The organism is Bacteroides uniformis (assembly GCF_025147485.1).
GTDB lineage: Bacteria > Bacteroidota > Bacteroidia > Bacteroidales > Bacteroidaceae > Bacteroides > Bacteroides uniformis.
Genome location: NZ_CP102263.1, coordinates 1,099,571 through 1,121,931 on the forward strand (window position 1 = coordinate 1,099,571; position 22,361 = coordinate 1,121,931).

Genomic DNA, 22,361 nt, shown 5'->3' on the forward strand with positions numbered 1-22,361 from the left:
CAAACTTTTGCCATGCCTATGGCAAAGTTTTGCCAACGCGGTGGCAAAGCCTTGCCAATGGGAAGGCAAAACCTTGCCAACAAGGAGGCAAGAAAAAAACATTGTTTCTTTGGCAGAAAGAAACAAGTCCCTATATTCGTCTTCCCAAGAAAGAAAGAATCCCATAAATATGTCTTTATGAAAAAGAAAAAACTGCTCAAACAGCTCATCGTAAACTTCCAGCATTCACTTCCGGCAGAAGTTTATCCGCGTACATTGGTATTGCCCACAGACAGTGGAAAGATAATCACCGTGCCCGACTAGCGGAACATCGGCTGCGCAAACCATCGCTTGAACATCCACGTGGCCAGGATATAAATGCCGAAAGCCGATACGAAACCCACGATAGAGTCTATCAGGTAATGTGCCTGGATATAGACCGTAGCCCCGCACAACAGCAGATAGAAAGGAAACAAGCAGGCAAACAGACGCTTGCTGCCACGCCATGCCATAATCATCAGTACCGTAGACATTCCGACGTGCGAACTGGGAAAAGCAGCCGTGGGGCGCTCACCCACCTGCTGGGAACTCTCCACCAGGTTGTAGAAGAAGCCGTGCTCATAGCCCGGACCGGGAAGAAGTTCCTGATGGTGATGGAAATAGTCACCGATGGACGGGAAGATACCTTGCGCCACATGGTCGCTTCCAATGGCGGGGAAGTAGAACTGCGGCCCGGCAACGGGGACGAAAATATAAATAAGGTAATAGATGAAGAAAGCGGTGACGATGACGAACGAAACCTTCTCGAAAAGGTCGAAACGATAAAGGAAATACCACACCACCACCAGCAGAATCATCGGATAATAGAAGAAGTATCCCATATTGAACGGCTCGCTCACCCACATCTGCGGAAACCTTTCACAGAACCACACAGCAGGCTGTCCACCAAACATCCACTGCTCCACCGACGCGAACACGTGGTCGAGATTGGGGAATATCCGGTTGAACTCAAAGGTGTCGGGATACCAATAGGAAAGCAGTGACATCTGGATGGCTATGCGCACAAAGGCAGAGAACTTGCAGGGTGCCAGCCGGTAAAGATACATCAACAGGAACGTCATACCCGCAATGACAACACGGTCTGCAAGCATCTGCACCGGATGATCCATTTCCTGAAAAAGAAACAGAATGAGAATGGAAGTCAGCAAATTGTATATCAGCGTAATCTTCTCTACCGCAAAAAGCCCCTTACGGGTTTCTACCCTTTTAAATAAATCTAAAGCCATCCCTTATCCTTATACCAGGCAATGGTTTCCTTTACACCCCGTTCCAGGTCGTACTCAGGACTGAAGCCCAGTTCCTCGACGGCCGGCGTGATGTCACACTGCCAGTTGCGTTGTTTCATTATTCTATACTTGTCCGAATTGAGCGTACTGGTCTTGTTCTGCCGCTTCGCCCAAAATTCAGCGAGCAAAGATACGACTTTCAATACAATTAACGGACATCTCAGGCGAATAACAAACGGATTGCCCAATTCTTTCCTTATCAAATCGGAAAAAGCACGGCTGCTATACACCTTCCCGTCAGCCAGGAAATAGGCGCGGCGGGACACCTGCTTCTCTATCCCGAGGAAGACGGCCTGCACGATATCCTTTACATATACAAACGTCAAGTCCTGGCGGCAGAAGCCTACAGAAAAGTCCGTATGCTGCCGGATGGACTTTGCCATAAGATAATAATCCTTCTCACGCGGCCCGTATACACCCGTCGGCCGGTAGATGACGTAGGGGAAACCCGGAATACTCTGCAAATAAAGTTCTGTTTTCAGTTTACTGAGTCCGTAAGCGGTATTGGGTGAAGGGGGGTCACTCTCCATAATCGGGTCGTAGGTCCTCTCGCGTACCGGGCCGAACACACTCAGCGTACTGATGAAGATAAACTGCTTGGGAATCATGTTCAGCTCCCTCAGCGTATCGATGAAGTATTTGGTCTGCAGATAATTCACCAAATCGAATTCGTTCTTGTCCACACACTTCGTCACACCGGCACAATGGACAATATAATCAAACTTATTGTAGGTCCCTTTATGTCCCGAGAGTTGTGCCCTCAGTTCATTGGGGTGCGCAAAGTCCAGTTCGAGGAAATGTATCTTGCGGTCACGCAGATACTCGCGGCTGCTGGACGAACGTACACCCGCCCACACACCGAACTTGCGCTTCAACGCCTCCTCCACGATGAAACTTCCGATAAATCCGCTTGCTCCTGTAATTAAAATCGATTCCACTTCTTCAGTTACAAATTACTAATTACTTTTCATCCGGTCCGTCACCTTGACGCTCCTTGTGTTACTCTGTCGCCTCGTTACTCTTCTTCACCGGCTCCACATGGATGCTGACCAGTGTTCCTTTGCCGAACTGCCTTTTCAGCTTGTTCTCCACCGCCGTTGCCGTCTCGTGAGCTTCCTCCAGCGAGATGCTGCCATCCATACGCACATGCACCTCAATGGCACAATAACTGCCGATGCGGCGCGTACGAAGGTGATGCGGCGAGCTGATACCGGGAAAAGAGAGAATCGTCTTCAGTATCTCATCCTCCACCTCGGCAGGCAATGATTTCTCCAACAGTTCGTCCACACACGGTATCAACAACTGCACAGCCACCTTCATAATGAAAAAGCTGACAATAACCGCTGCCACCGGGTCCAGCACCCGCCAATGGTCACCCAAAAGAATGGCGCCACCTATACCCGCTGCCGTGCCTATGGACGAAAACGCGTCACTCCGGTGATGCCAGGCATTGGCAACAACCGCCTGCGAATTCAACTTCCTGCCCTTGAATACGGTATATTGATAAAGCACTTCCTTGAAAACGATGGATACCAATGCAGCCACCAGTGCCAGTATACCGGGTTCCTGCAGAGAGCCGCCTTGCAGGAAGCGGTAAATGGAGGAAGCCCCGTTCCAGAAAATGCCGAATCCCACAAACAACAGAAAAATACCGATAATGGCAGTTGCCAGCGTCTCGTACTTGCCATGACCGTAATCGTGTCCTTCATCTTCGGGCTTTGCCGAAATGCGCACAAAAACAATGACAATAATATCTGTAATGAAATCCGACAAAGAATGTACCGCATCCGCCAGCATGGCGGCACTGTGACCTACAATACCTGCAAAGAATTTGAAGACAAGCAAGAGAAAGTTTACCACACTTCCCACAACCGTCACCCGGTAAATGTCTTTTTCCCGTGTGGCATCTGCTTTTTTGTTCAGAGTTTGCATTTCCATCTGCTTTTCGTCTAAGGTACAGCCTATCTTCACTTTGTGTGCAAATATAGTACATAAATCCATTACAATCTGTCGTTCCTTCATTATTTTCAATAGAATGATAATATTTTGAAGTCTGAGTGAACGAAGGAACGTATTTATTTGTTTACTTTGCAAGAGGTAATCACCACAGATTACACAGATTGACACAGAATCTCTATTTATACATAAAATACATCATAACATTATGGCCAAAAAGAAAGAAAAGAAAGCCGGCAAACGCATGAAGAAGAAAGAGCTCGTCAAAGTACTGCTGGAATTCTTCCACACAAAGCAAGACGAAGTATTATCCCTGAAATACATCTTTGAACAACTCCACCTCACCACACATCCGCTGAAGATGCTGTGCATGGACATCTTGTCCGAACTGTCGATGGACGACTACATCACAGAAGTGGACAAGCACAAATACAAGCTGAACAACCACGGCGTGGAAATGACCGGAACCTTCCAGCGCAAGAGCAACGGCAAGAATTCCTTTATACCGGAAGGTGGAGGCGAACCGATATTCGTGGCCGAACGCAACTCGGCACACGCCATGAACAATGATAAAGTGCGTATCGCCTTCTATGCCAAGCGTCGCGGACGCGAAGCCGAAGGAGAAGTCATCGAGATACTGGAACGTGCCAACGACACCTTCGTGGGTACCCTGGAAGTTGCCAAGTCATACGCTTTCCTTGTAACGGAAAACCGTACGCTTGCCAACGACATCTTCATCCCCAAAGAAAAGTTGAAAGGCGGCAAGACGGGCGACAAAGCCATCGTAAAGGTGGTGGAATGGCCCGACAAAGCCAAGAACCCCATCGGCCAGGTAATCGACATCCTGGGGCGCGCAGGAGACAATACCACCGAGATGCACGCCATCCTGGCGGAATTCGGCCTGCCCTATGTCTACCCCGCTGCCGTAGAGAAAGCTGCCGACAAGATACCCGCCGAAATCTCCGCCGAGGAAATAGCCCGACGTGAGGACTTCCGGGGTGTGACCACCTTCACCATCGACCCCAAGGATGCCAAGGACTTCGACGACGCCCTCTCCATCCGCAAACTGAAAGGGGGACTTTGGGAAGTAGGCGTACACATTGCCGACGTGACCCACTACGTGAAAGAGGGCGGCATCATAGACAAGGAAGCCGAGAAGCGTGCCACATCCGTCTACCTCGTAGACCGCACCATCCCAATGCTCCCCGAACGGTTGTGTAATTTCATCTGTTCACTCCGCCCCGACGAAGAGAAGCTTGCCTACTCCGTCATCTTTGAAATGACGGAAAAAGGCGAAGTGAAGAACTCACGCGTGGTACATACCGTCATCAAGAGCGACCGCCGCTTCACCTACGAAGAAGCCCAGGAGATTATAGAAACCGGCAAAGGAGACTTCCAGGAAGAGGTGCTCCAACTGGATAAGCTTGCCAAAATACTGCGTGAGAACCGCTTTAAGGCAGGAGCCATCAACTTCGACCGCTACGAAGTGAAGTTCGAAATTGACGAGAAGGGCAAACCCGTCAGCGTCTACTTCAAGGAGTCGAAAGATGCCAACAAGCTGATAGAGGAGTTCATGCTGCTTGCCAACCGCACCGTAGCCGAAAAGATAGGCCGCGTGCCCAAAGGCAAGAAAGCCAAAGTGTTGCCATACCGTATTCACGACCTCCCCGACCCGGAGAAGCTGGACAACCTGGCACAGTTCATCGCCCGTTTCGGCTACAAGCTGCGTACCAGCGGTACAAAGACCGACATCTCCAAGTCCATCAACCACCTGCTGGACGACATCCAGGGCAAGAAGGAGGAGAACTTGATTGAAACCGTCTCCATCCGCGCCATGCAGAAGGCACGCTACTCCGTGCATAACGTGGGGCACTATGGTTTGGCTTTCGATTACTATACCCATTTCACCTCGCCCATCCGCCGCTATCCGGATATGATGGTACACCGTCTGCTCACCAAGTACTTGGACCAGGGAGGCCGCACCGTGTCCGAACAGAAATACGAAGCCCTCTGCGAACACAGCAGCAGCATGGAGCAGATAGCCTCCAACGCGGAACGCGCCTCCATCAAGTACAAGCAAGTAGAATTCATGACCGAACGCCTGGGACAGACCTTCGACGGCGTCATCTCCGGCGTAACGGAATGGGGACTCTACGTGGAGCTGAATGAGAACAAGTGCGAAGGCATGATTCCCATCCGCGACCTCGACGATGACTATTACGAATTCGATGAAAAGAACTACTGCCTGCGCGGACGCCGCAAAAATAAAATTTATAGTCTGGGAGATGCCATTACCATTAAGGTGGCACGCGCTAACTTGGAAAAGAAGCAGCTGGACTTTGCACTGGTGTAACCTCACCCCCGACCCCTCTCCGAAAGAGAGGGGAGAGGAGAGCAATGAATTGAAAACTTGCGAAACTTGAGTGAAGTGAAATAAAGAATAACCCTACAATATTAAATATCCCCACTTCCCCACTCCCCTCTCTTTCGGAGAGGGGCCGGGGGTGAGGCTTTGCACATGAAGACAATTACTATTACAGACCCTACACAGATTGAGGAAATTATCCGTAAATGCCCATACTGCATAGTGGGCATCACAGACCTTGAAGGAAACCCATATGCGGTTCCCATGAACTTTGCCTATCAAGACGGGGTAATATACTTGCATTCCGGCCCGGAAGGCAGTAAAGTGGAGATGGTAACAAAGCACCCGCAAGTTTGCATCACCTTCTGCGAAGGACACGAGCTGGTTTATATGCACCGGCAAGTGGCATGCAGCTACAGCATGAAGTCGCGCAGTGTTATCTGTCGTGGGAAAGTACACTTCGTGGAAGACATGGAAGAGAAGCGACGCGTACTCGACATGCTGATGAAGCAATATACGGAAAATGAATGCAAATATGCCGAACCCGCCGTACGCAATGTCAAGATATGGGAAGTGAAAGTAGAGAAAATAAGCTGCCGGTCATTCGGGTTAAGACCAAGCGAACTATAAATACCATCTGCCGGTCACCTGCTCCACATTGATGGAGCGGATAACCGGCAGAAATATTTACTTTTACAACGGATATTCCTCAAATGCATACAACAGCGTCGAAAGATACCGTTCTCCCGTATCGGGCAGCAGCGCTACAATCGTCTTTCCTTCATTCTCGGGCAACCGTGCCAAGCGGGTAGCTGCAGCAACGGCAGCTCCCGAAGAGATGCCGACCAACAATCCCTCATACTTCGCCAGTTCGCGGCCCGTACGTATGGCGTCATCATTGGATACCTGCAGAACTTCGTCTATTACGGCACTGTTATAGTTCTTTGGCACAAATCCGGCACCGATACCTTGTATTTTATGGGGACCGGGCTTCCCACCGGAAAGTACGGGAGAATCTTCGGGCTCCACAGCCACAATCTTTACCTTCGGGTTATTGGCTTTCAAGGCTGCACCCACACCACTCACTGTGCCTCCCGTCCCTACACCGGCCACGAAAATATCCACCCGGCCGTCTGTATCACGCCAGATTTCTTGTCCGGTAGTACGCTCGTGCATTGCCGGATTGGCAGGATTGTCAAATTGCTGTAGAATCAGCGAGCCGGGGTTGGCGGCTTTCAGTTCTTCGGCACGGGCTATTGCGCCTTTCATACCGTCGGCACCCGAAGTCAGTACCAGTTCCGCACCAAGGGCTTTCAAGAGGTTGCGGCGTTCCAAACTCATCGTGTCGGGCATCGTCAGTATCAGCTTGTAACCTTTGGCGGCGGCCACAAAAGCCAGCCCTACGCCCGTATTCCCACTGGTAGGTTCGATGATGGTGGCACCAGGCTTCAACAGCCCTTTTGCCTCGGCATCTTCTATCATGGCAAGCGCCACGCGGTCCTTCACACTGCCGGCAGGGTTAAAATATTCCAATTTGGCAATAACACGGGCTTTCAGACCCTTATTCTTGTTATAATTATTCAACTCCAGCAAGGGAGTGTTGCCTACCAGGTCGGTAAGGCGTTCTGCTATCTTCTTCATAATCCAACTGTTTTTAAATTCCTCATTCCCCTAAGGGAAAAGACTAACAATCCGGAGTGGAACGAGGTATGTTATTTCTTACAAGACAAAAGTAGCGCAAAATTGGTTCGTAGAAAATACCACAAATATGGTAAATACGTACTATAAATGAGGGATATGTAGGATATTTGACGAGTATTTCCTATCTTTGTTGCCACTTTTAAACTTAAGGATATCATAATGAGTCCACTCAACTTTACCCACATTTTGACACAAGCAGTCGATGAGCTATCGGAAAGCGAATCATACAAAGGACTGTTTCACCAGCATACGGACGGCAACCCGCTGCCTTCGGCAAAAGTGCTGCGCGACATCATCGAACTGGCGCGAGCCATCATCTTCCCCGGATATTTCGGAAATTCTACGGTCAACAGCCGTACGGTGACTTACCATATCGGTGTCAATGTCGAACGCTTGTTCGACCTGCTGACCGAGCAAATCCTTGCCGGCCTCTGCTTTGCAGGCGACGGCGAATGCAACTGTTGTACCGAGCTCCAACGGGAAGAAGCCGCCTTATTGGCTGCCAAGTTCATCAGCAACCTGCCGGCAATGAGACGTACACTCGCCACAGATGTGGAAGCCGCCTACAACGGTGACCCCGCCGCACAGTCGTTCGGCGAAGTCATCAGCTGCTATCCGGCCATCCGCGCCATCAGCAACTACCGCATCGCACACGAGTTGCTCAAGTTGGGTGTTCCCCTCATTCCCCGCATCATCACCGAGATGGCGCACAGTGAAACGGGAATCGATATCCATCCAGGAGCGGAAATAGGTGGTTATTTTACCATCGACCACGGTACGGGTGTGGTAATCGGCGAGACCTGCATCATCGGCAACAACGTGAAGCTGTACCAGGGTGTGACCCTCGGTGCCAAGAGCTTCCCGCTAGACGAAGACGGCAAGCCCATCAAGGGTATTCCCCGCCATCCCATTCTGGAAGACAATGTGATAGTCTATTCCAACGCCACCATATTGGGACGCATCACCATCGGACAAGGAGCCACCGTAGGCGGCAATATCTGGGTGACAGAAGATGTTCCCGCAGGAGCAAGGATTGTACAGACAAAGGCCAAGAAGTAAGTCACAAACAACCAATAAACAATTAAAATCGTAAATAACTCAAATCAGCAGTTCAAGTAGTTAAATGGTTATCAGCCACTAATGAGAGAAACGAGTGACAACTACCCAGATTGCCGATTCACATAAAGTAAATGCATAGATGAGCGAACAATCTTTTGAAATGATTGCCAAAACCTTCCAAGGACTGGAAGAGGTACTGGCACAAGAGCTGACTGCACTGGGCGCCAACGAAATAGAAATAGGCCGCCGCATGGTATCTTTCAGTGGTGATAAGGAAATGATGTACAAGGCAAACTTCTGCCTGCGTACAGCCATCCGGATACTGAAACCCATCAAACACTTCACAGCCAAGGATGCCGACGAGGTTTACGAACAGATTAAAGCCATCCGATGGGAAGACTATCTGGATACGGACAAGACCTTTGCCGTGGACGCGGTTGTATTCAGTGAAGAGTTCCGTCATTCCAAGTTCGTTTCCTACAAGGTGAAGGATGCCATCGTGGACTATTTCCGCGAGAAGACCGGCGAACGTCCCGGCGTGCGTGTCAACAAACCGGACGTGCTGCTGAACATACACATTGCCGAAACCAAATGTACGCTGTCTCTCGACTCCAGCGGCGAATCGCTGCACCGCCGCGGTTATCGCCAGGAAGCAGTAGAGGCCCCGCTGAATGAGGTGCTGGCCGCCGGCATGATATTGATGACCGGCTGGCGTGGCGAATGCGACCTGATAGACCCGATGTGTGGTTCGGGAACCATTCCCATCGAAGCGGCGCTGATTGCACGCAACATCGCTCCGGGCGTATTCCGCAAGGAGTTCGCTTTCGAGAAGTGGGTGGATTTTGACCAGGAGCTGTTCGACACGATATACAATGACGACAGCCAGGAACGTGAATTTACGCATAAGATATACGGTTACGACAACAGCCCGAAGGCAAACGAAATTGCCACACACAATATAAAGGCTGCCGGCGTAAGCAAGGACGTGGTATTGAAGCTGCAACCTTTCCAGCAATTCGAGCAACCTGCGGAGAAATCCATCATCATCACCAATCCTCCCTACGGTGAGCGTATCTCTACCAACGACCTGCTGGGCCTTTACTCCATGATTGGCGAGCGTCTGAAACATGCCTTTACGGGCAACACCGCATGGATTCTTTCTTACCGGGAAGAGTGCTTCGACCAAATCGGGCTAAAAGCCACCTCCAAGATACCTTTATTCAATGGTGCGCTGGAATGCGAATTCCGCCAGTACGAAATCTTCGATGGAAAGTACAAGGAATTTCGTGCCGAAGGCGAGGAGTTGAGCAAGGAGCGCAAAGAATTTCGTCCGGCTTCTGGGGAACGGAAAGAGTTCAAACCCGGAGAAAGACGCGAATTCCGTCCCCGATTCAGCGGAGAGAGACGTGAATTCGGTGGCGAAAGACGCGAATTCAACGGTGAACGCAGACCAAGAGAATTCAAGGACAGCGAAAAGCGCGAATTCCGTCCGCGTGAAAGAAGAGAGTTCAAAGACGGGGAAAAACGGGAGTTCAGACCGAGGGAAAGACGTGAATTCGGTGGAGAACGCAGAACAAGGTCGGGTGAGTCTTACCCGGAAAGCAAAAGAAGAGAGGCGGGAAAGAAGGAAGAAGAATAACACGAACAATGACAAGGAGAATGAATGCAAAGAAAATAAGTAAGAGCATTCTTGCACTGCTGATAACAGTACCTGCTCTGCTTGCAACAAACGCTATGGCACAAGAACTAAAAAAGCCGACCCTGGAAGATCTGATTCCCGGAGGTGAGACCTACCACAAACCGGAAAACAAATCGTACCAGTGGTGGGGCGATGCCGCTTGTCTGGAACTTGGCATCGACAATATAGAAGGTACATGGGCTGTCAAAGGATTAGGTGCCAAGCCCGGAGAGAAATTCACTGCCATCACATTGGAAGAAGCCAACGCGCTGCTGGAAGAAAAAGGACTTGGAAAACTGCGTCACTTTCATGCTGCAAAGGCTGTCAACGTACCCCGAGGCGTCAATCTGGGTATTCAAGTCCAAATAGACCCACTCCTGCTGCTGAACACCGGCAAGTACCGTGCCCTCGTCGACTGGAAGAAGAAAAAAGTCATCTGGAGCCAGCCTTGCCCCGCCCAAGCCGCAAATGAGGATTGGAACGAGGTAAGCCGCCATTTGGCTTATACTATCGGCAATAATCTCTATGTGATGACCGGTGACGGGCAAACCCTGAAAGTCACCAACGAACCGGAAGGTATCGTCTGCGGACAAAGTGTGCACCGCAATGAATTCGGCATTTCAAAAGGCACTTTCTGGAATCCTGCCGGGGACCTGCTGGCCTTTTATCGAATGAACGAAAGCATGGTCACCCCCTATCCATTGGTTGACATCACGACAAGAATAGCACTGGTGGATAAAATACGCTACCCCATGGCCGGCATGCTCAGCCATCAGGTAAAGGTAGGTATCTACAATCCGGCTACTCAAAAGACCATCTACCTGGACATGGGCGACCCAAAAGACCGCTACTTCACCAACATCACCTGGGCACCGGATGGTAAAAGCCTCTATCTGATAGAGCTAAACCGAGACCAAAACCACTCCAAACTGTGCCGGTACGATGCGGAAAGCGGAAAGCTGCAACAAGTGCTCATCGAAGAGAGACATCCCAAATATGTGGAGCCGCAATCTCCCATTCTATTCCTGCCATGGGACAGCCACAAGTTCATCTATCAAAGCCAGCGTGACGGCTTCAACCATCTATACCTATACAATACGGAAGGGGAACTGCTGAAGCAACTCACCTCCGGCCCCTGGCTTGTACAAGACATCGTAGGTTTTAACCGGAACACGAAAGAGCTCATCATCAAGAGTACGGAAATCTCTCCTTTGCAGAGCAACCTTTACGCTGTCAACCTGAAGAATGGCAAACGCAGCTTGATAGGAGACCCAACCGGCATGCACTCGGCACAAATCTCCGGTTTCATGGGAACTTACCTCATCGACAATGCCTCTTCGCCCACTTGCCCCCGTATCATAAAACTGATGTCCACCAACCCGAAAAAACAACGGGAACACACACTGCTGACAGCCAAGAACCCCTACGAAGGCTTTGAAATGCCCAGCATAGAAGTAGGCACCATCAAAGCCGCCGACGGCAAGACAGACTTATACTACCGCCTGATAAAGCCTACCGACTTCGACCCGGCAAAGAAGTATCCCGCCATCGTCTACGTATACGGCGGCCCGCACGCCCAGATGATAACGAACGGCTGGATGAACGATGCCCGCGGCTGGGACATCTACATGGCAAACAAAGGCTACATCATGTTCAGCCTCGACAACCGTGGCAGCAGCAACCGTGGACTGGAGTTTGAAAACGCCACCTTCCGCCAGCTGGGCATCGAAGAGGGCAAAGACCAGGTGAAGGGCGTAGAATTCCTGAAAAGCCAGCCTTATGTGGACGGAGAGCGTATCGGCGTGCACGGCTGGAGCTTCGGAGGACACATGACTACGGCGCTGATGCTGCGCTATCCCGAAATTTTCAAGGTAGGCGTTGCCGGCGGACCGGTTATCGACTGGGGATACTACGAGATAATGTACGGTGAGCGCTATATGGACACTCCGCAAGCGAACCCGGAAGGCTACAAGCAGACAAATCTGAAAAACCTTGCCGGTAACTTGAAAGGACATCTGCTCATCATACACGACGACCACGACGACACCTGCGTGCCGCAGCACACCCTTTCATTCATGAAGGCGTGCGTGGATGCCCGTACCTATCCCGATTTGTTTATCTATCCCACGCACAAGCACAACGTCCTGGGACGCGACCGTGTGCATCTGCACGAGAAGATAACAAGATATTTTGAAGAATATCTTTAATGTACAATGTACCGTACAATTTGCTATGCAGTGCGGGCGTGCAAATAGGGAGTAGATGGTAGAAGAAAGAAGAGAATAAAAGAGAGAATAAATCATTAAGTATAACAATCTGTACAACTTACCTGATGCCCCACAGCACAGACAAATTGTACATTGTAAATTGTAAATGAACCCATGAAAGTATTATTATTAGGCTCCGGTGGCCGTGAACACGCTCTGGCATGGAAGATTGCCCAAAGCCCGAAAGTAGAGAAACTATATATTGCGCCCGGCAATGCAGGTACAAGCGAAGCAGGCGAGAATGTGAACCTGAAGGCGACAGACTTTCCCGCACTCAAGGCCTTTGCCCTTGAGAAAGAAATCGACATGATTGTTGTGGGTCCCGAAGACCCGTTGGTACAAGGCATCTTCGACAGCTTCAAGGAAGACCCTGCCACCTGCCATATCGACATCATCGGCCCCACCGCCAAAGGTGCCACACTGGAAGGTAGCAAGGAATTTGCCAAAGGCTTCATGATGCGCCACAACATCCCCACTGCCCGCTACAAGAGCATCACCGCCGACAACTTGCAGGAGGGACTCGACTTCCTCGCTTCCCTCGAAGCGCCTTACGTACTGAAGGCCGACGGACTGTGTGCAGGCAAGGGCGTGCTGATTCTCCCCACACTGGAAGAAGCTCAGAAAGAGCTGAAGGAAATGCTGGACGGCATGTTCGGCGATGCCAGCGCCACGGTAGTCATTGAAGAGTTCCTCAGCGGCATCGAATGTTCCGTATTCGTGATGACAGACGGCCGCCACTATAAGGTATTGCCCGTAGCCAAAGATTACAAGCGTATCGGCGAAGGCGACAAAGGCCTCAACACCGGCGGTATGGGCAGCGTTACTCCCGTACCTTTTGCCGACGAAACATTTATGGAAAAAGTACGCACCCGCATCATCGAACCTACCGTAAACGGTCTGCTGGAAGAAGAAATCGGCTACCAAGGCTTCATCTTCCTGGGACTTATCAACGTGAAGGGCGAACCGATGGTAATTGAATACAACGTCCGCATGGGCGACCCCGAAACCGAAAGTGTAATGCTGCGTATCAAGAGCGACCTGGTAGACCTACTCGAAGGCGTTGCCCAGGGCGACCTCGACCAGCGTACACTGGAATTCGACTCACGCACAGCCGCTTGCGTCATGCTGGTAAGCGGAGGATATCCGGAAGCCTACGAAAAGGGCAAGGTGATGACCGGATTCGAGAAGGCTGCCGAAACGGACAGCATCCTCTTCCATGCCGGAACAGCCACCAAAGACGGACAGACCGTAACTGCCGGTGGCCGTGTCATCGCCGTCTGCTCCTATGGTGAAACAAAGGAAGAAGCCTTGCAGAAGAGCTACCGCGTGGCCGACATGATAAACTTCGAGAAGAAATATTTCCGTCGCGACATCGGATTTGACTTATAAATGAGAACGAAGAGATTCCAGAACCGGATAACGGCAGGGCGGTTCACACTACCCACCGCTATCCTGATTTCAGTATCCTGCTGGATACTGACCGCTGTTCTGTTGCCCGAGACGGAGACACAGCAAAGCGGATATTCCCTTTGGGAAACATTCTGCGACTTCTGCATCCCCACCTGGGCAAACCGTCTCTTCAGCTTTATTCTGTATGCCGTCATCGGGTACTTCCTAATACAGCTCAACAATACGTTCGCCATCATCCGGATGCGGGCATCGGTACAGACTTCTGTCTACTTCCTGCTGATATCCGTCTGCCCCAGCCTGCACATGCTGTATGCGGGAGACTTGGCAGCCGCCTCCTTCCTGGTGGCACTGTTTTTCCTCTTCAAGAGCTACCAGCAGGCACGGCCCACAGGCAGTCTCTTCCACGCCTTTGTCTTCATCGGACTGGGCAGCCTGCTTTTTCCGCAGCTCATGCTGTTTGCCCCCATCTTCTGGATAGGTGCCTACAACTTCCAGTCTCTCCAACCCAAAAGTTTCTTCGCTTCCTTGGTAGGATGGAGCGTACCCTACTGGCTGTTGCTGGGACACGCCCTCTACTACGGGCAAATGGAACTCTTCTGCCAGCCCTTCCGCGAGCTGGTGACCTTCGCTCCCACCCGGTTCGACTATCAGCCGTGGGAACTCGCCACCCTCGGGTATCTCCTTGTTCTGTTCATCGTCAGCGCGGCACACTGTCTCATTGCCGGCTATGAAGACAAGATACGCACCCGAAGCTATCTACACTTCCTCATCCTGCTGAATTTCTGCATCTTTGTCTATATCGGACTGCAACCGGTATTGAGTGTCCACCTGATGTCCTTCCTGCTCATCGGTGTCAGCATCCTGGCGGGACACTTGTTTGTACTGACAAATAGCCGCAGTTCCAATATATTCTTCATTTGTGCATTTATCGGATTATTCATTCTATTAGGATTCAACATATGGACGCTTTTGTAGATACACTCGTACAGCTGCTGATTGACTGGGGATATGTCGGTCTGTTCATCTCTGCCCTATTGGCAGGAAGCATCATTCCGTTCAGTTCCGAGATAGTGATGGTAGCACTGGTCAAGGTCGGTCTAAGCCCGGCACTGTGCGTACTCTCCGCCACCTTGGGAAATACGCTGGGAGGCATGACGTGCTACTACATGGGACGTCTGGGACGTATAGACTGGATTGAGAAATATTTCAAGGTAAAAAGGGAAAAGATAGAACGGATGCAGCATTTCCTCCAAGGGAAAGGGGCACTGATGGCTTTCTTCGCCTTTCTGCCTTTTGTGGGAGAGGCCATAGCCATTGCACTGGGCTTCATGCGCAGTAATCTGATGCTGACCACCACGTCCATGTTTGCAGGGAAACTGGTGCGCTACATAGCTATGCTGTGGGCACTGCAAGGAGCCATTTCGATGATGAATTATTGACATGTAGTGAGTTTGAGCAATAGATGTATAGATACAACGCGTTGGATGTATAGATGCAACGTGCTGGATGTATAGATGCAGCACGCTGGATATATAGGCGCAACAACACGCTGAATCACAGATAATTAAACTAAATAAAAACATTCAACAAAAGCAGAAGTGATGCAACGAATCATAGAGAAGACGGAAGACGGAAGTGCGACACTGTTTGTACCGGAACTGAATGAACATTATCATTCGGTAAAGGGGGCACGTACAGAATCACAGCACATCTTCATCGACATGGGACTGAAAGCATCCGCTACTGCCCGCCCGCATATCCTTGAAATCGGTTTCGGCACCGGACTGAATGCCCTGCTTACACTGGAAACTGCCGAAAAGGAAAAGAGACCTGTGCACTATACCGGTATCGAACTCTATCCGCTTGCATGGCCGGAGGTGGATGCGCTAAAATATAGCGACAATCCTCTGTTCGAGGAACTGCATCGGGCTGCGTGGGAAGAAGAAGTTGCCATAACTCCTTATTTCACACTGAGAAAAGTGCGGGCAGATGTCGAAACAATAAGCATTGACAGTTTGTTAATGATTAATAAATCTCCGTTCGATGTTGTCTACTTCGATGCCTTTGCACCCGAAAAGCAACCGGGAATGTGGGAGGAAAAAGTCTTCCGGAATATCCATGCCGCCATGAGCACTGATGGCGTGCTGACCACCTACTGCGCCAAAGGAGTAGTACGCCGCATGCTGCAAGCCGTAGGATTCAAGGTAGAGCGTCTCCCAGGTCCCCCCGGAGGGAAACGGGAGATACTGAGGGGAAGGAAAGAGGAAGTGATAAATGGATAAGGAATAGTTGATAATGAATAGTTGATGCCCCCTGCCACAGCGCAGCCAAATTGTAAATTGTAAATAGTAAATTGTAAATGAAAAAGTTTTGTTTTTTACTCCTCATAGCCACCTTGCTCTTCTCGTGCAAGCAAGGAGGCCAACAGAACAAGAAGAATGACGATAAACCCGTGATTACCGTCACCATCGAGCCGCTGCGGTATTTCACCGAAGCCATTGCCGGCGATGAATTCACCGTCGTCAGCATGGTGCCCAAAGGTTCAAGTCCGGAAACCTACGACCCCACGCCCCAGCAGCTTGTCGACCTTGCCCAAAGCAAAGCCTATTTCCGCATCGGCTACATCGGTTTCGAGCAGACATGGACGGAAAAACTGACGGACAATGCTCCCCACCTGCAATTCTTCGATATGTCCGAGAATGTGGAACTCATTCTGGACGATACCCATGCACATCATCATAAAGACGGGCATGTACACGAAGGCCATACGCACGCCGGTGGTGTGGAACCCCACATCTGGAATTCCACCATCAACGCCCAAATCATTGCCGGAAACATTCTGAATGCACTCTGCGCCATAGACAAAGCCAATGAAAGCGTCTACATGGAACGTTACAACGTACTCATCCGGCAGATAGAGCATACAGACAGCCTCATCTGCCAGATGCTTTCCAGCCCGAATGCCGACCGTGCCTTCATGATTTATCATCCGGCACTTTCCTACTTTGCCCGCGACTACAACCTGAACCAGATTCCTATCGAGGCAGGTGGAAAGGAGCCCTCCCCCGCCCATCTGAAGAGCCTGATAAACTCCTGCAAGAAGGAGAAGGTACGCATCATCTTTGTACAGCCGGAATTCGACCGCCGCAATGCCGACCTTATCGCCCAGCAGACCGGAACCCGGGTAGTGGCTATCAATCCCCTCTCATACGACTGGGAGGAGGAGATGATGAATACGGCCAGAGCGCTTGTAAAAGAGTAAACGATGATTCTGTCCATTTAACGAAGAAGAAGCTATGCCTGCATCCCCCATTATAGAGATAAAGAACCTCAGCGCCGGATACGATAACCGGACCGTACTGCATGATATAAACCTGACTATCTACGAACGTGATTTTCTGGGTATCATCGGTCCCAACGGTGGTGGAAAGACTACCCTTATCAAATGTATACTGGGACTGCTGAAACCCACTACCGGGGAGATTCTATATCACTCCTGCCCTCCATCCCCCTCCGAAATTGCCAATTGTCAATTATCAACTGTCAATTGTCAATTATCCATGGGTTACTTGCCCCAGTACAGCAGCATCGACCGGAAATTTCCCATCACCGTAGAGGAGGTCATCCTTTCAGGACTCAGCAGCAAGAAGCCGCTGGCTTCACGCTTCACCGCCCGACACCGCGAGAAAGCCTCTGCCGTGATAGCCCGCATGGGGCTGGAAGGCATGGAGCAGCGTGCCATCGGCGCTTTGAGCGGCGGACAGTTGCAACGTGCCCTCCTGGGCCGTGCCATCATCTCCGACCCGCAGGTGGTGATTCTCGACGAACCCAGCACATACATCGACAAGCGTTTCGAAGCCCGCCTCTACGAACTGCTGGCAGAGATAAACAAGGATTGCGCCATTATTCTCGTCAGCCACGACATCGGCACGGTGTTGCAGCAAGTCAAGTCCATTGCCTGCGTCAACGAAACCCTGGACTACCATCCCGATACCGGCGTTACGGAAGAATGGCTGGAACGCAACTTCAACTGCCCGATAGAGTTGCTGGGGCACGGGACACTGCCGCACAGGATATTGAAAGAACACAAGCATTCTCACGGATGACTGGAAGCAAAGGAGGCCGACCCATTGTAGAACCGACCTCCCGTTACCCTTCCGAATAACTATCCGACAATCTTCTTACCCGTCATTTATATTGGAAAGCCTTATACGAATGGGGTAGTAATGACAAACGGAAAGAGTTCTTTGGTGTCACCGGACGCCTGCTCTGTACGGGTTCGGCAGGAAGGGGAGCCAGAATATCTCCATTCTCCAGATTTTCCAACCTCGTCACCTCATCATCGGTAACAATACGCACTTCCACCGGTTCATCATTGAAGTTCTCCACCACCAGTGTTTTATTGTCATACACAAACAATCCGACTTTGGAGGGAGCCTCCAGATAGATATCCATATCCCTACTCATAATGCGGCGAATCTCATTCAAGGCTTTTGCCGGAAAATCATATAAATTTCCCATATCATCGGGAATGGTCAATACATATAGATTGCCGGCGGCATAGGGAGCTCTCAACAAAATAGGATACCCCGATACTCCTCCCGTCAACGGACGGCCCGCACTGACTACTTCCCAAGCATCATTCGTATAATACTGAACCTGCGGTATCAATAAATCGCGTCCGGCTTGTCCATATCGGCCAAAATCATTGACAAGAGCTTTCAAATCGGTACAACGCAACTCTACTATTTCGGCAATTTTTTCAGGAATGGCTTTCAGCAAGCCGCTTGTAATCACCACATCCCGTCCGCTTTGCAATTGCTTCCTAATGTCGGTCATGAGCTCCGGAGCTTGAGCCGCCTGGGCAGTCAGCAGCACCACTTGTTGGTCTTTCGGAAAAACGGGACGTATATCCATCGGCAAACCTATCATGCCCAGATAATTCTGCAAGAAATCATCACCCGCCACATGAAAAGGCTTGTAGGACTTGATGCCAATGGGGTTACCCAACTTACCTACCAGTTTATCAGTCTGTTTCAATACAACATCCGCAATGCGTGCCATGGTGGTAGGCTCTATGGAAGTTCCGTTCTTCTGCCGGATAGGGGCAGTCATCTCATCATAATTAAAGCTGGTGCCCATGCCCTGCCAAGGGGTACGGAACCTGGGAGACAACTTCACGCCCAGAAGCTGGTTATAGGCAAAGAGAATGATTTCGGGAGCCTTGGCAAGCATGGTCAGATGCAGCTGCTCAGCATAGCGGTCCATACCCAGATTCAGTCCACCGGAGTCCACCCATCCTCCACCATTGTAGCCCGGACGCAGATTATCAAAATAACGGATAATATTATAGCTTAGATAATTCTGCAGATGCTGGTTGCCGGCAGGGTCCCTTGTTTCGGTACCCGTCCAGACACCGTCAAAGAGTTGGGGACCTTCCTCCAGATTAAAGCCCAAACCTTGGAAATGGTCGTACCAGTTGGGATACTTGATGATTACCTTTACACGAGGATTCACCTTCTTGGCAGGTTTCAGCACAAGGTCGCGCCCGGCTTCAGTCATCAGCTTCAAACGGTATTCCGTCCAGCTCTGCGTACCTTTGGCTTTTATCTCTATGTCCGACTTGCAACTGGTGAAGAAAAAGTCATCCAGAATAAACTCGTCAAAGTGCTTTGCCGTATGTTCTGCAATCTTTCGCACCATCTCACGATGCTCGGGATTGGAATAGCAGAACGTCTCGAAACTGTTCGCCTCGTTGATGGTGTAGGTAATTCCTCCGGCAGTCTCTATTCCCCGGTCATGGAAAAATTTCTTAGCTTGCTCCAGGGTGGCGTCATCCACAATCAGTAAATCACGATGTGTTTCCAAATAAATCTTGTCCACTTCCAACTGTTGTGAAATCACATTCCAAGTCGAATCCAGCCAATGGATGTCCTTCATCTTGTCTACCTCGTAGGCACGTACATAGACCGATACCTTAAAATTGTCATAAGCTTTTGCCTGCATGGCCATAGTGCAGACCATGCAGAGCAGAAAAGCTACAATTACAAACTTATCTACCTTTATTTTACTGTTCATTACCATTCAATATTTTCTGAGATGCCAATACCATATACATAAACCACGTAGCATGTCCGCCCAAACAGTACTCACCTTCCTGCCATAAGAACGGGAAATGAAGTAATTCGGGCAAGTCGGGACGAATCAGATTTGTACCCGGAGACACTCCACCCGGAATATAAGACCAGTCGGCACGGTTGACACCATAGGCGGCTTTCATCGTTTCGGCACCGACTCCCGTTACAAACGCTGCCTGATTACGTCCCGGATGCATACCGAGCAGGTATTGGACAGCATTGAAAATATAGTCCGGTGCAAACAAGTCAGGATAGGCAGCATGCAGGTAACAGTAATTGTAGCCCAGATGCTGGGGTTCCCATGAACCGGAAGAACGGTTACCTCTGTCATGCGGCACTCCATACGGAGTTTTACTGCTATACTCCTGATACATAGCCTGCAACTCCGGCAGTGCTTTGCGAACAGCCTTGCTGAAACGTGCATTTCCCACAGCTTTGTCGAAACGTCCGATGAACCAACCCGTCTGACGGATATTCTTGCAGATGAAATCCTGCTGCTGCAAAACGAAATCACGGTACTCCACTTCCTTTGTCGCCAGATAAAGTTCTACGGCAGCATGTACCTTGGCTGTCAGCACCCGGTTGTTGTCGCAGCGGGTAATCCTGAACAATTCACGGGCTATCTCCAGACAATCCGCTCCCAATGCATCGTTATGTCCCTTCAAGACACGTGAAATACCTGCCAGCCAAGCGGCTACCTGAAGTTCCCTACCAGGGTTGTCTTCCGTAAACACCCAGCGGTCGTCGGCAGTCCCACTGACATGGTCTGTATGGGCCGACGCATCACCCAAGTGTGCATACTGGCGTACGGTAGGACACAGAATCCCTCTGTAGAGACGCCCCAGAGCCTTCCAACCCGCCACTATCGTCAAAGCACCGTTTTCCACCTGCTGCAACAAGTCATTCTTTCCATCCGGCTGGTGAATCTCGACTATCTTCTTTTCAAAATCTATGGAAGTCTCGTCCCAATAGGTACCAAAGTTCTCACAAGCCATGGCAAGTATATAGGCCTCGCCTGCCTGGGATTCCACACGCAGGTCATAGTCCCCCGCATCGTGCCATCCACCCACATTCAGCCCTGGAACCAAATCACCCGGCTGGTACTTACAAAGAGTAGAGGTTCCCTGAGTATATCCGTCTATATGGTTGATATCGGTTTTGGCCATACGTGCATCGTCATGATGACAGAAGTCATGCCATACACGGTATTTTTCGTTCACACGCATGTGGCACATCTGTACCGGCAAAAAGTATTCCACCTCTGCCTGCCAGATACCCTTGTCCCACACATCTTTGGCAATGCGGAACACCGGAGAAGCAGCATCGCCGTACATTACCTGATAGAGCCCTTCTTCCGTCACTTCCGTGAAATCGAACTGCAGATAGTGGTAGCGTTGGAAATCTCCCCAATCCTTGGCAGCCTGCTGCTTTACCAGTTTCCTGCCATCGGCAGCAATGCGATAAAGGGCAGGTTGCTTGAAGTCTGTATCCCGTTTATCCAACTCTATGACAGCCACTTTCTTCTGTCCAGGATGGTAACCTACTTGAGAGGCTTGCACCACCGGTGCATAACGCCAGTCTTTAGTGACTGTCGGACGGATTATCCATTTCACCGCACCTTCCTTTGTCCCTGCCGGGAACTCCGAACGGAGCACAAACCAACCGTTGTTATGATTTATCCTTCCATCATACAGCAGCAAGTCTCCTTTCTCACTTTCAATCGTAATCTTTGCCAAATCATCCTGAGGATTGAGTACAAACTTTTTCCCTGCGGCCAAAGGAGCAGAGACGATATCATCGGCAATCATCGGGTTATAAGTCTTTCTATCCAACAGCAACTGGTCCAAATCAGCTTTCCCGTCAGGGTTGAAATCTCCGATATGCTCCATATTGGAAGACTGTTTCATGGTGGGCCCCATCGCCTGGTGGGGAAAGACTCCCGTCCGGTTGTCCATAATCCACGGCTTGCCCAGCAAAGTGGAAGGTACCAATTCCAGATTAAAGCCCAACTTGCCGGCAAACCGCTCGGGCACCGGTTGGTCCAAATCAACGGTCAATACCAGATAATCCTTCTCGCCTTTGACCTTAATGGTATAGCCAAAAACAAAATCCGGATAAAGCATCGGATTAAAGCCTGCCATGTGTTTGGCCGAATCCGGATAACTCAATGTGACACGGATTTCATTGTCAGCCTCATCCACCACCCGGCTTCTCATCTTGGGCAATCCCTGCCATTGCCCTTGCGAGATTTCAAAGCGCACATCTCCATTGGCAGCCCTGCGGTCTCCATTCAAAACAAGGGTCAGTCCTCCCTGGTGTCCTTCAGGGTAGACGTCACTGAACACCATCACATTGGCCCCGCCATTCTCAAAATATCCCGATGGATTGATTCTGAAATCCTGGGCGTGCAGCCCCATACAAAGCATCAGTGATGCTGCACCTGCTATAAATTTCTTCATAAAT

At 50.4% G+C, this 22,361-nt stretch carries 18 protein-coding genes; 12 read left to right on the forward strand and 6 right to left on the reverse strand.

Going from position 1 to position 22,361, the window contains the following annotated elements:
- Positions 1-177 precede the first annotated feature (177 nt).
- Positions 178-303, forward strand: coding sequence for a hypothetical protein (locus NQ510_RS04220; RefSeq protein WP_005834280.1), 126 nt, complete (start codon positions 178-180; stop codon positions 301-303).
- Here NQ510_RS04220 and NQ510_RS04225 read toward each other — a convergent pair.
- From NQ510_RS04225 to NQ510_RS04235, 3 genes are all read right to left on the reverse strand, one after another.
- Positions 300-1,265 (reverse strand): phosphatase PAP2 family protein, encoded by a 966-nt coding sequence (locus NQ510_RS04225; protein WP_005830954.1) that lies wholly within the window; start codon positions 1,263-1,265, stop codon positions 300-302. The genes NQ510_RS04220 and NQ510_RS04225 overlap by 4 nt on opposite strands.
- The gene (locus tag NQ510_RS04230) at positions 1,256-2,263 is read right to left on the reverse strand and encodes an NAD-dependent epimerase/dehydratase family protein (protein ID WP_005830955.1); all 1,008 of its coding nucleotides are present in this window, start codon (positions 2,261-2,263) and stop codon (positions 1,256-1,258) included. The genes NQ510_RS04225 and NQ510_RS04230 overlap by 10 nt, the downstream gene beginning before the upstream one ends.
- Before the next feature lie 61 nt (positions 2,264-2,324).
- Positions 2,325-3,263 (reverse strand): cation diffusion facilitator family transporter, encoded by a 939-nt coding sequence (locus tag NQ510_RS04235; protein ID WP_034523299.1) that lies wholly within the window; start codon positions 3,261-3,263, stop codon positions 2,325-2,327.
- Between the two features lie 226 nt (positions 3,264-3,489).
- Between NQ510_RS04235 and rnr the strand changes: the two genes are divergently transcribed.
- Both rnr and NQ510_RS04245 read left to right on the forward strand, forming a co-directional pair.
- On the forward strand, positions 3,490-5,634 hold the full coding sequence (rnr, locus tag NQ510_RS04240; protein WP_005830959.1) for a ribonuclease R: 2,145 nt from the start codon (positions 3,490-3,492) through the stop codon (positions 5,632-5,634).
- 165 nt (positions 5,635-5,799) lie between these two features.
- Positions 5,800-6,276: a pyridoxamine 5'-phosphate oxidase family protein gene (locus NQ510_RS04245; protein WP_005830961.1), complete on the forward strand. Its 477-nt coding sequence runs from the start codon at positions 5,800-5,802 to the stop codon at positions 6,274-6,276.
- Positions 6,277-6,339: 63 nt separating this feature from the next.
- Here the strand turns inward: NQ510_RS04245 and cysK are convergent, their stop codons facing one another.
- Positions 6,340-7,287, reverse strand: a complete 948-nt coding sequence (gene cysK / locus NQ510_RS04250) for a cysteine synthase A (RefSeq protein ID WP_005830963.1) — start codon at positions 7,285-7,287, stop codon at positions 6,340-6,342.
- A 219-nt stretch (positions 7,288-7,506) separates the two neighbouring features.
- On the opposite strand from cysK, the gene epsC reads away from it, so the two are divergent.
- From epsC to NQ510_RS04295, 9 genes are all read left to right on the forward strand, one after another.
- Positions 7,507-8,406 (forward strand): serine O-acetyltransferase EpsC, encoded by a 900-nt coding sequence (gene epsC / locus NQ510_RS04255; protein ID WP_005830965.1) that lies wholly within the window; start codon positions 7,507-7,509, stop codon positions 8,404-8,406.
- 139 nt (positions 8,407-8,545) lie between these two features.
- Positions 8,546-10,045, forward strand: coding sequence for a THUMP domain-containing protein (locus tag NQ510_RS04260; protein ID WP_005830967.1), 1,500 nt, complete (start codon positions 8,546-8,548; stop codon positions 10,043-10,045).
- Positions 10,046-10,065: 20 nt separating this feature from the next.
- A complete protein-coding gene (locus tag NQ510_RS04265) occupies positions 10,066-12,291 on the forward strand; it encodes a S9 family peptidase (protein ID WP_005830969.1) in 2,226 nt (741 codons plus the stop codon).
- Positions 12,292-12,465: 174 nt separating this feature from the next.
- A complete protein-coding gene (gene purD / locus NQ510_RS04270; RefSeq protein ID WP_005830971.1) occupies positions 12,466-13,740 on the forward strand; it encodes a phosphoribosylamine--glycine ligase in 1,275 nt (424 codons plus the stop codon).
- Positions 13,741-14,736: a hypothetical protein gene (locus NQ510_RS04275; RefSeq protein WP_005830973.1), complete on the forward strand. Its 996-nt coding sequence runs from the start codon at positions 13,741-13,743 to the stop codon at positions 14,734-14,736.
- The gene (locus NQ510_RS04280) at positions 14,721-15,200 is read left to right on the forward strand and encodes a YqaA family protein (RefSeq protein ID WP_005830979.1); all 480 of its coding nucleotides are present in this window, start codon (positions 14,721-14,723) and stop codon (positions 15,198-15,200) included. The genes NQ510_RS04275 and NQ510_RS04280 overlap by 16 nt, the downstream gene beginning before the upstream one ends.
- 162 nt (positions 15,201-15,362) lie before the next feature.
- Positions 15,363-16,043 (forward strand): tRNA (5-methylaminomethyl-2-thiouridine)(34)-methyltransferase MnmD, encoded by a 681-nt coding sequence (gene mnmD / locus NQ510_RS04285; RefSeq protein ID WP_005830981.1) that lies wholly within the window; start codon positions 15,363-15,365, stop codon positions 16,041-16,043.
- A gap of 77 nt (positions 16,044-16,120) precedes the next feature.
- Complete coding sequence (locus NQ510_RS04290; protein WP_005830983.1) at positions 16,121-17,023, forward strand: metal ABC transporter solute-binding protein, Zn/Mn family; 903 nt, start codon at positions 16,121-16,123, stop codon at positions 17,021-17,023.
- A gap of 34 nt (positions 17,024-17,057) precedes the next feature.
- Positions 17,058-17,867 carry a metal ABC transporter ATP-binding protein gene (locus NQ510_RS04295; RefSeq protein WP_005830985.1) on the forward strand — a complete coding sequence of 270 codons (810 nt, stop codon included), beginning with the start codon at positions 17,058-17,060 and terminating at the stop codon, positions 17,865-17,867.
- A gap of 82 nt (positions 17,868-17,949) precedes the next feature.
- On the opposite strand, the gene NQ510_RS04300 is transcribed toward NQ510_RS04295, so the two are convergent.
- Complete coding sequence (locus tag NQ510_RS04300; protein WP_172679951.1) at positions 17,950-19,839, reverse strand: hypothetical protein; 1,890 nt, start codon at positions 19,837-19,839, stop codon at positions 17,950-17,952.
- A complete protein-coding gene (locus tag NQ510_RS04305; RefSeq protein WP_005830988.1) occupies positions 19,829-22,357 on the reverse strand; it encodes a glycoside hydrolase family 9 protein in 2,529 nt (842 codons plus the stop codon). The genes NQ510_RS04300 and NQ510_RS04305 overlap by 11 nt, the downstream gene beginning before the upstream one ends.
- Positions 22,358-22,361 lie beyond the last annotated feature (4 nt).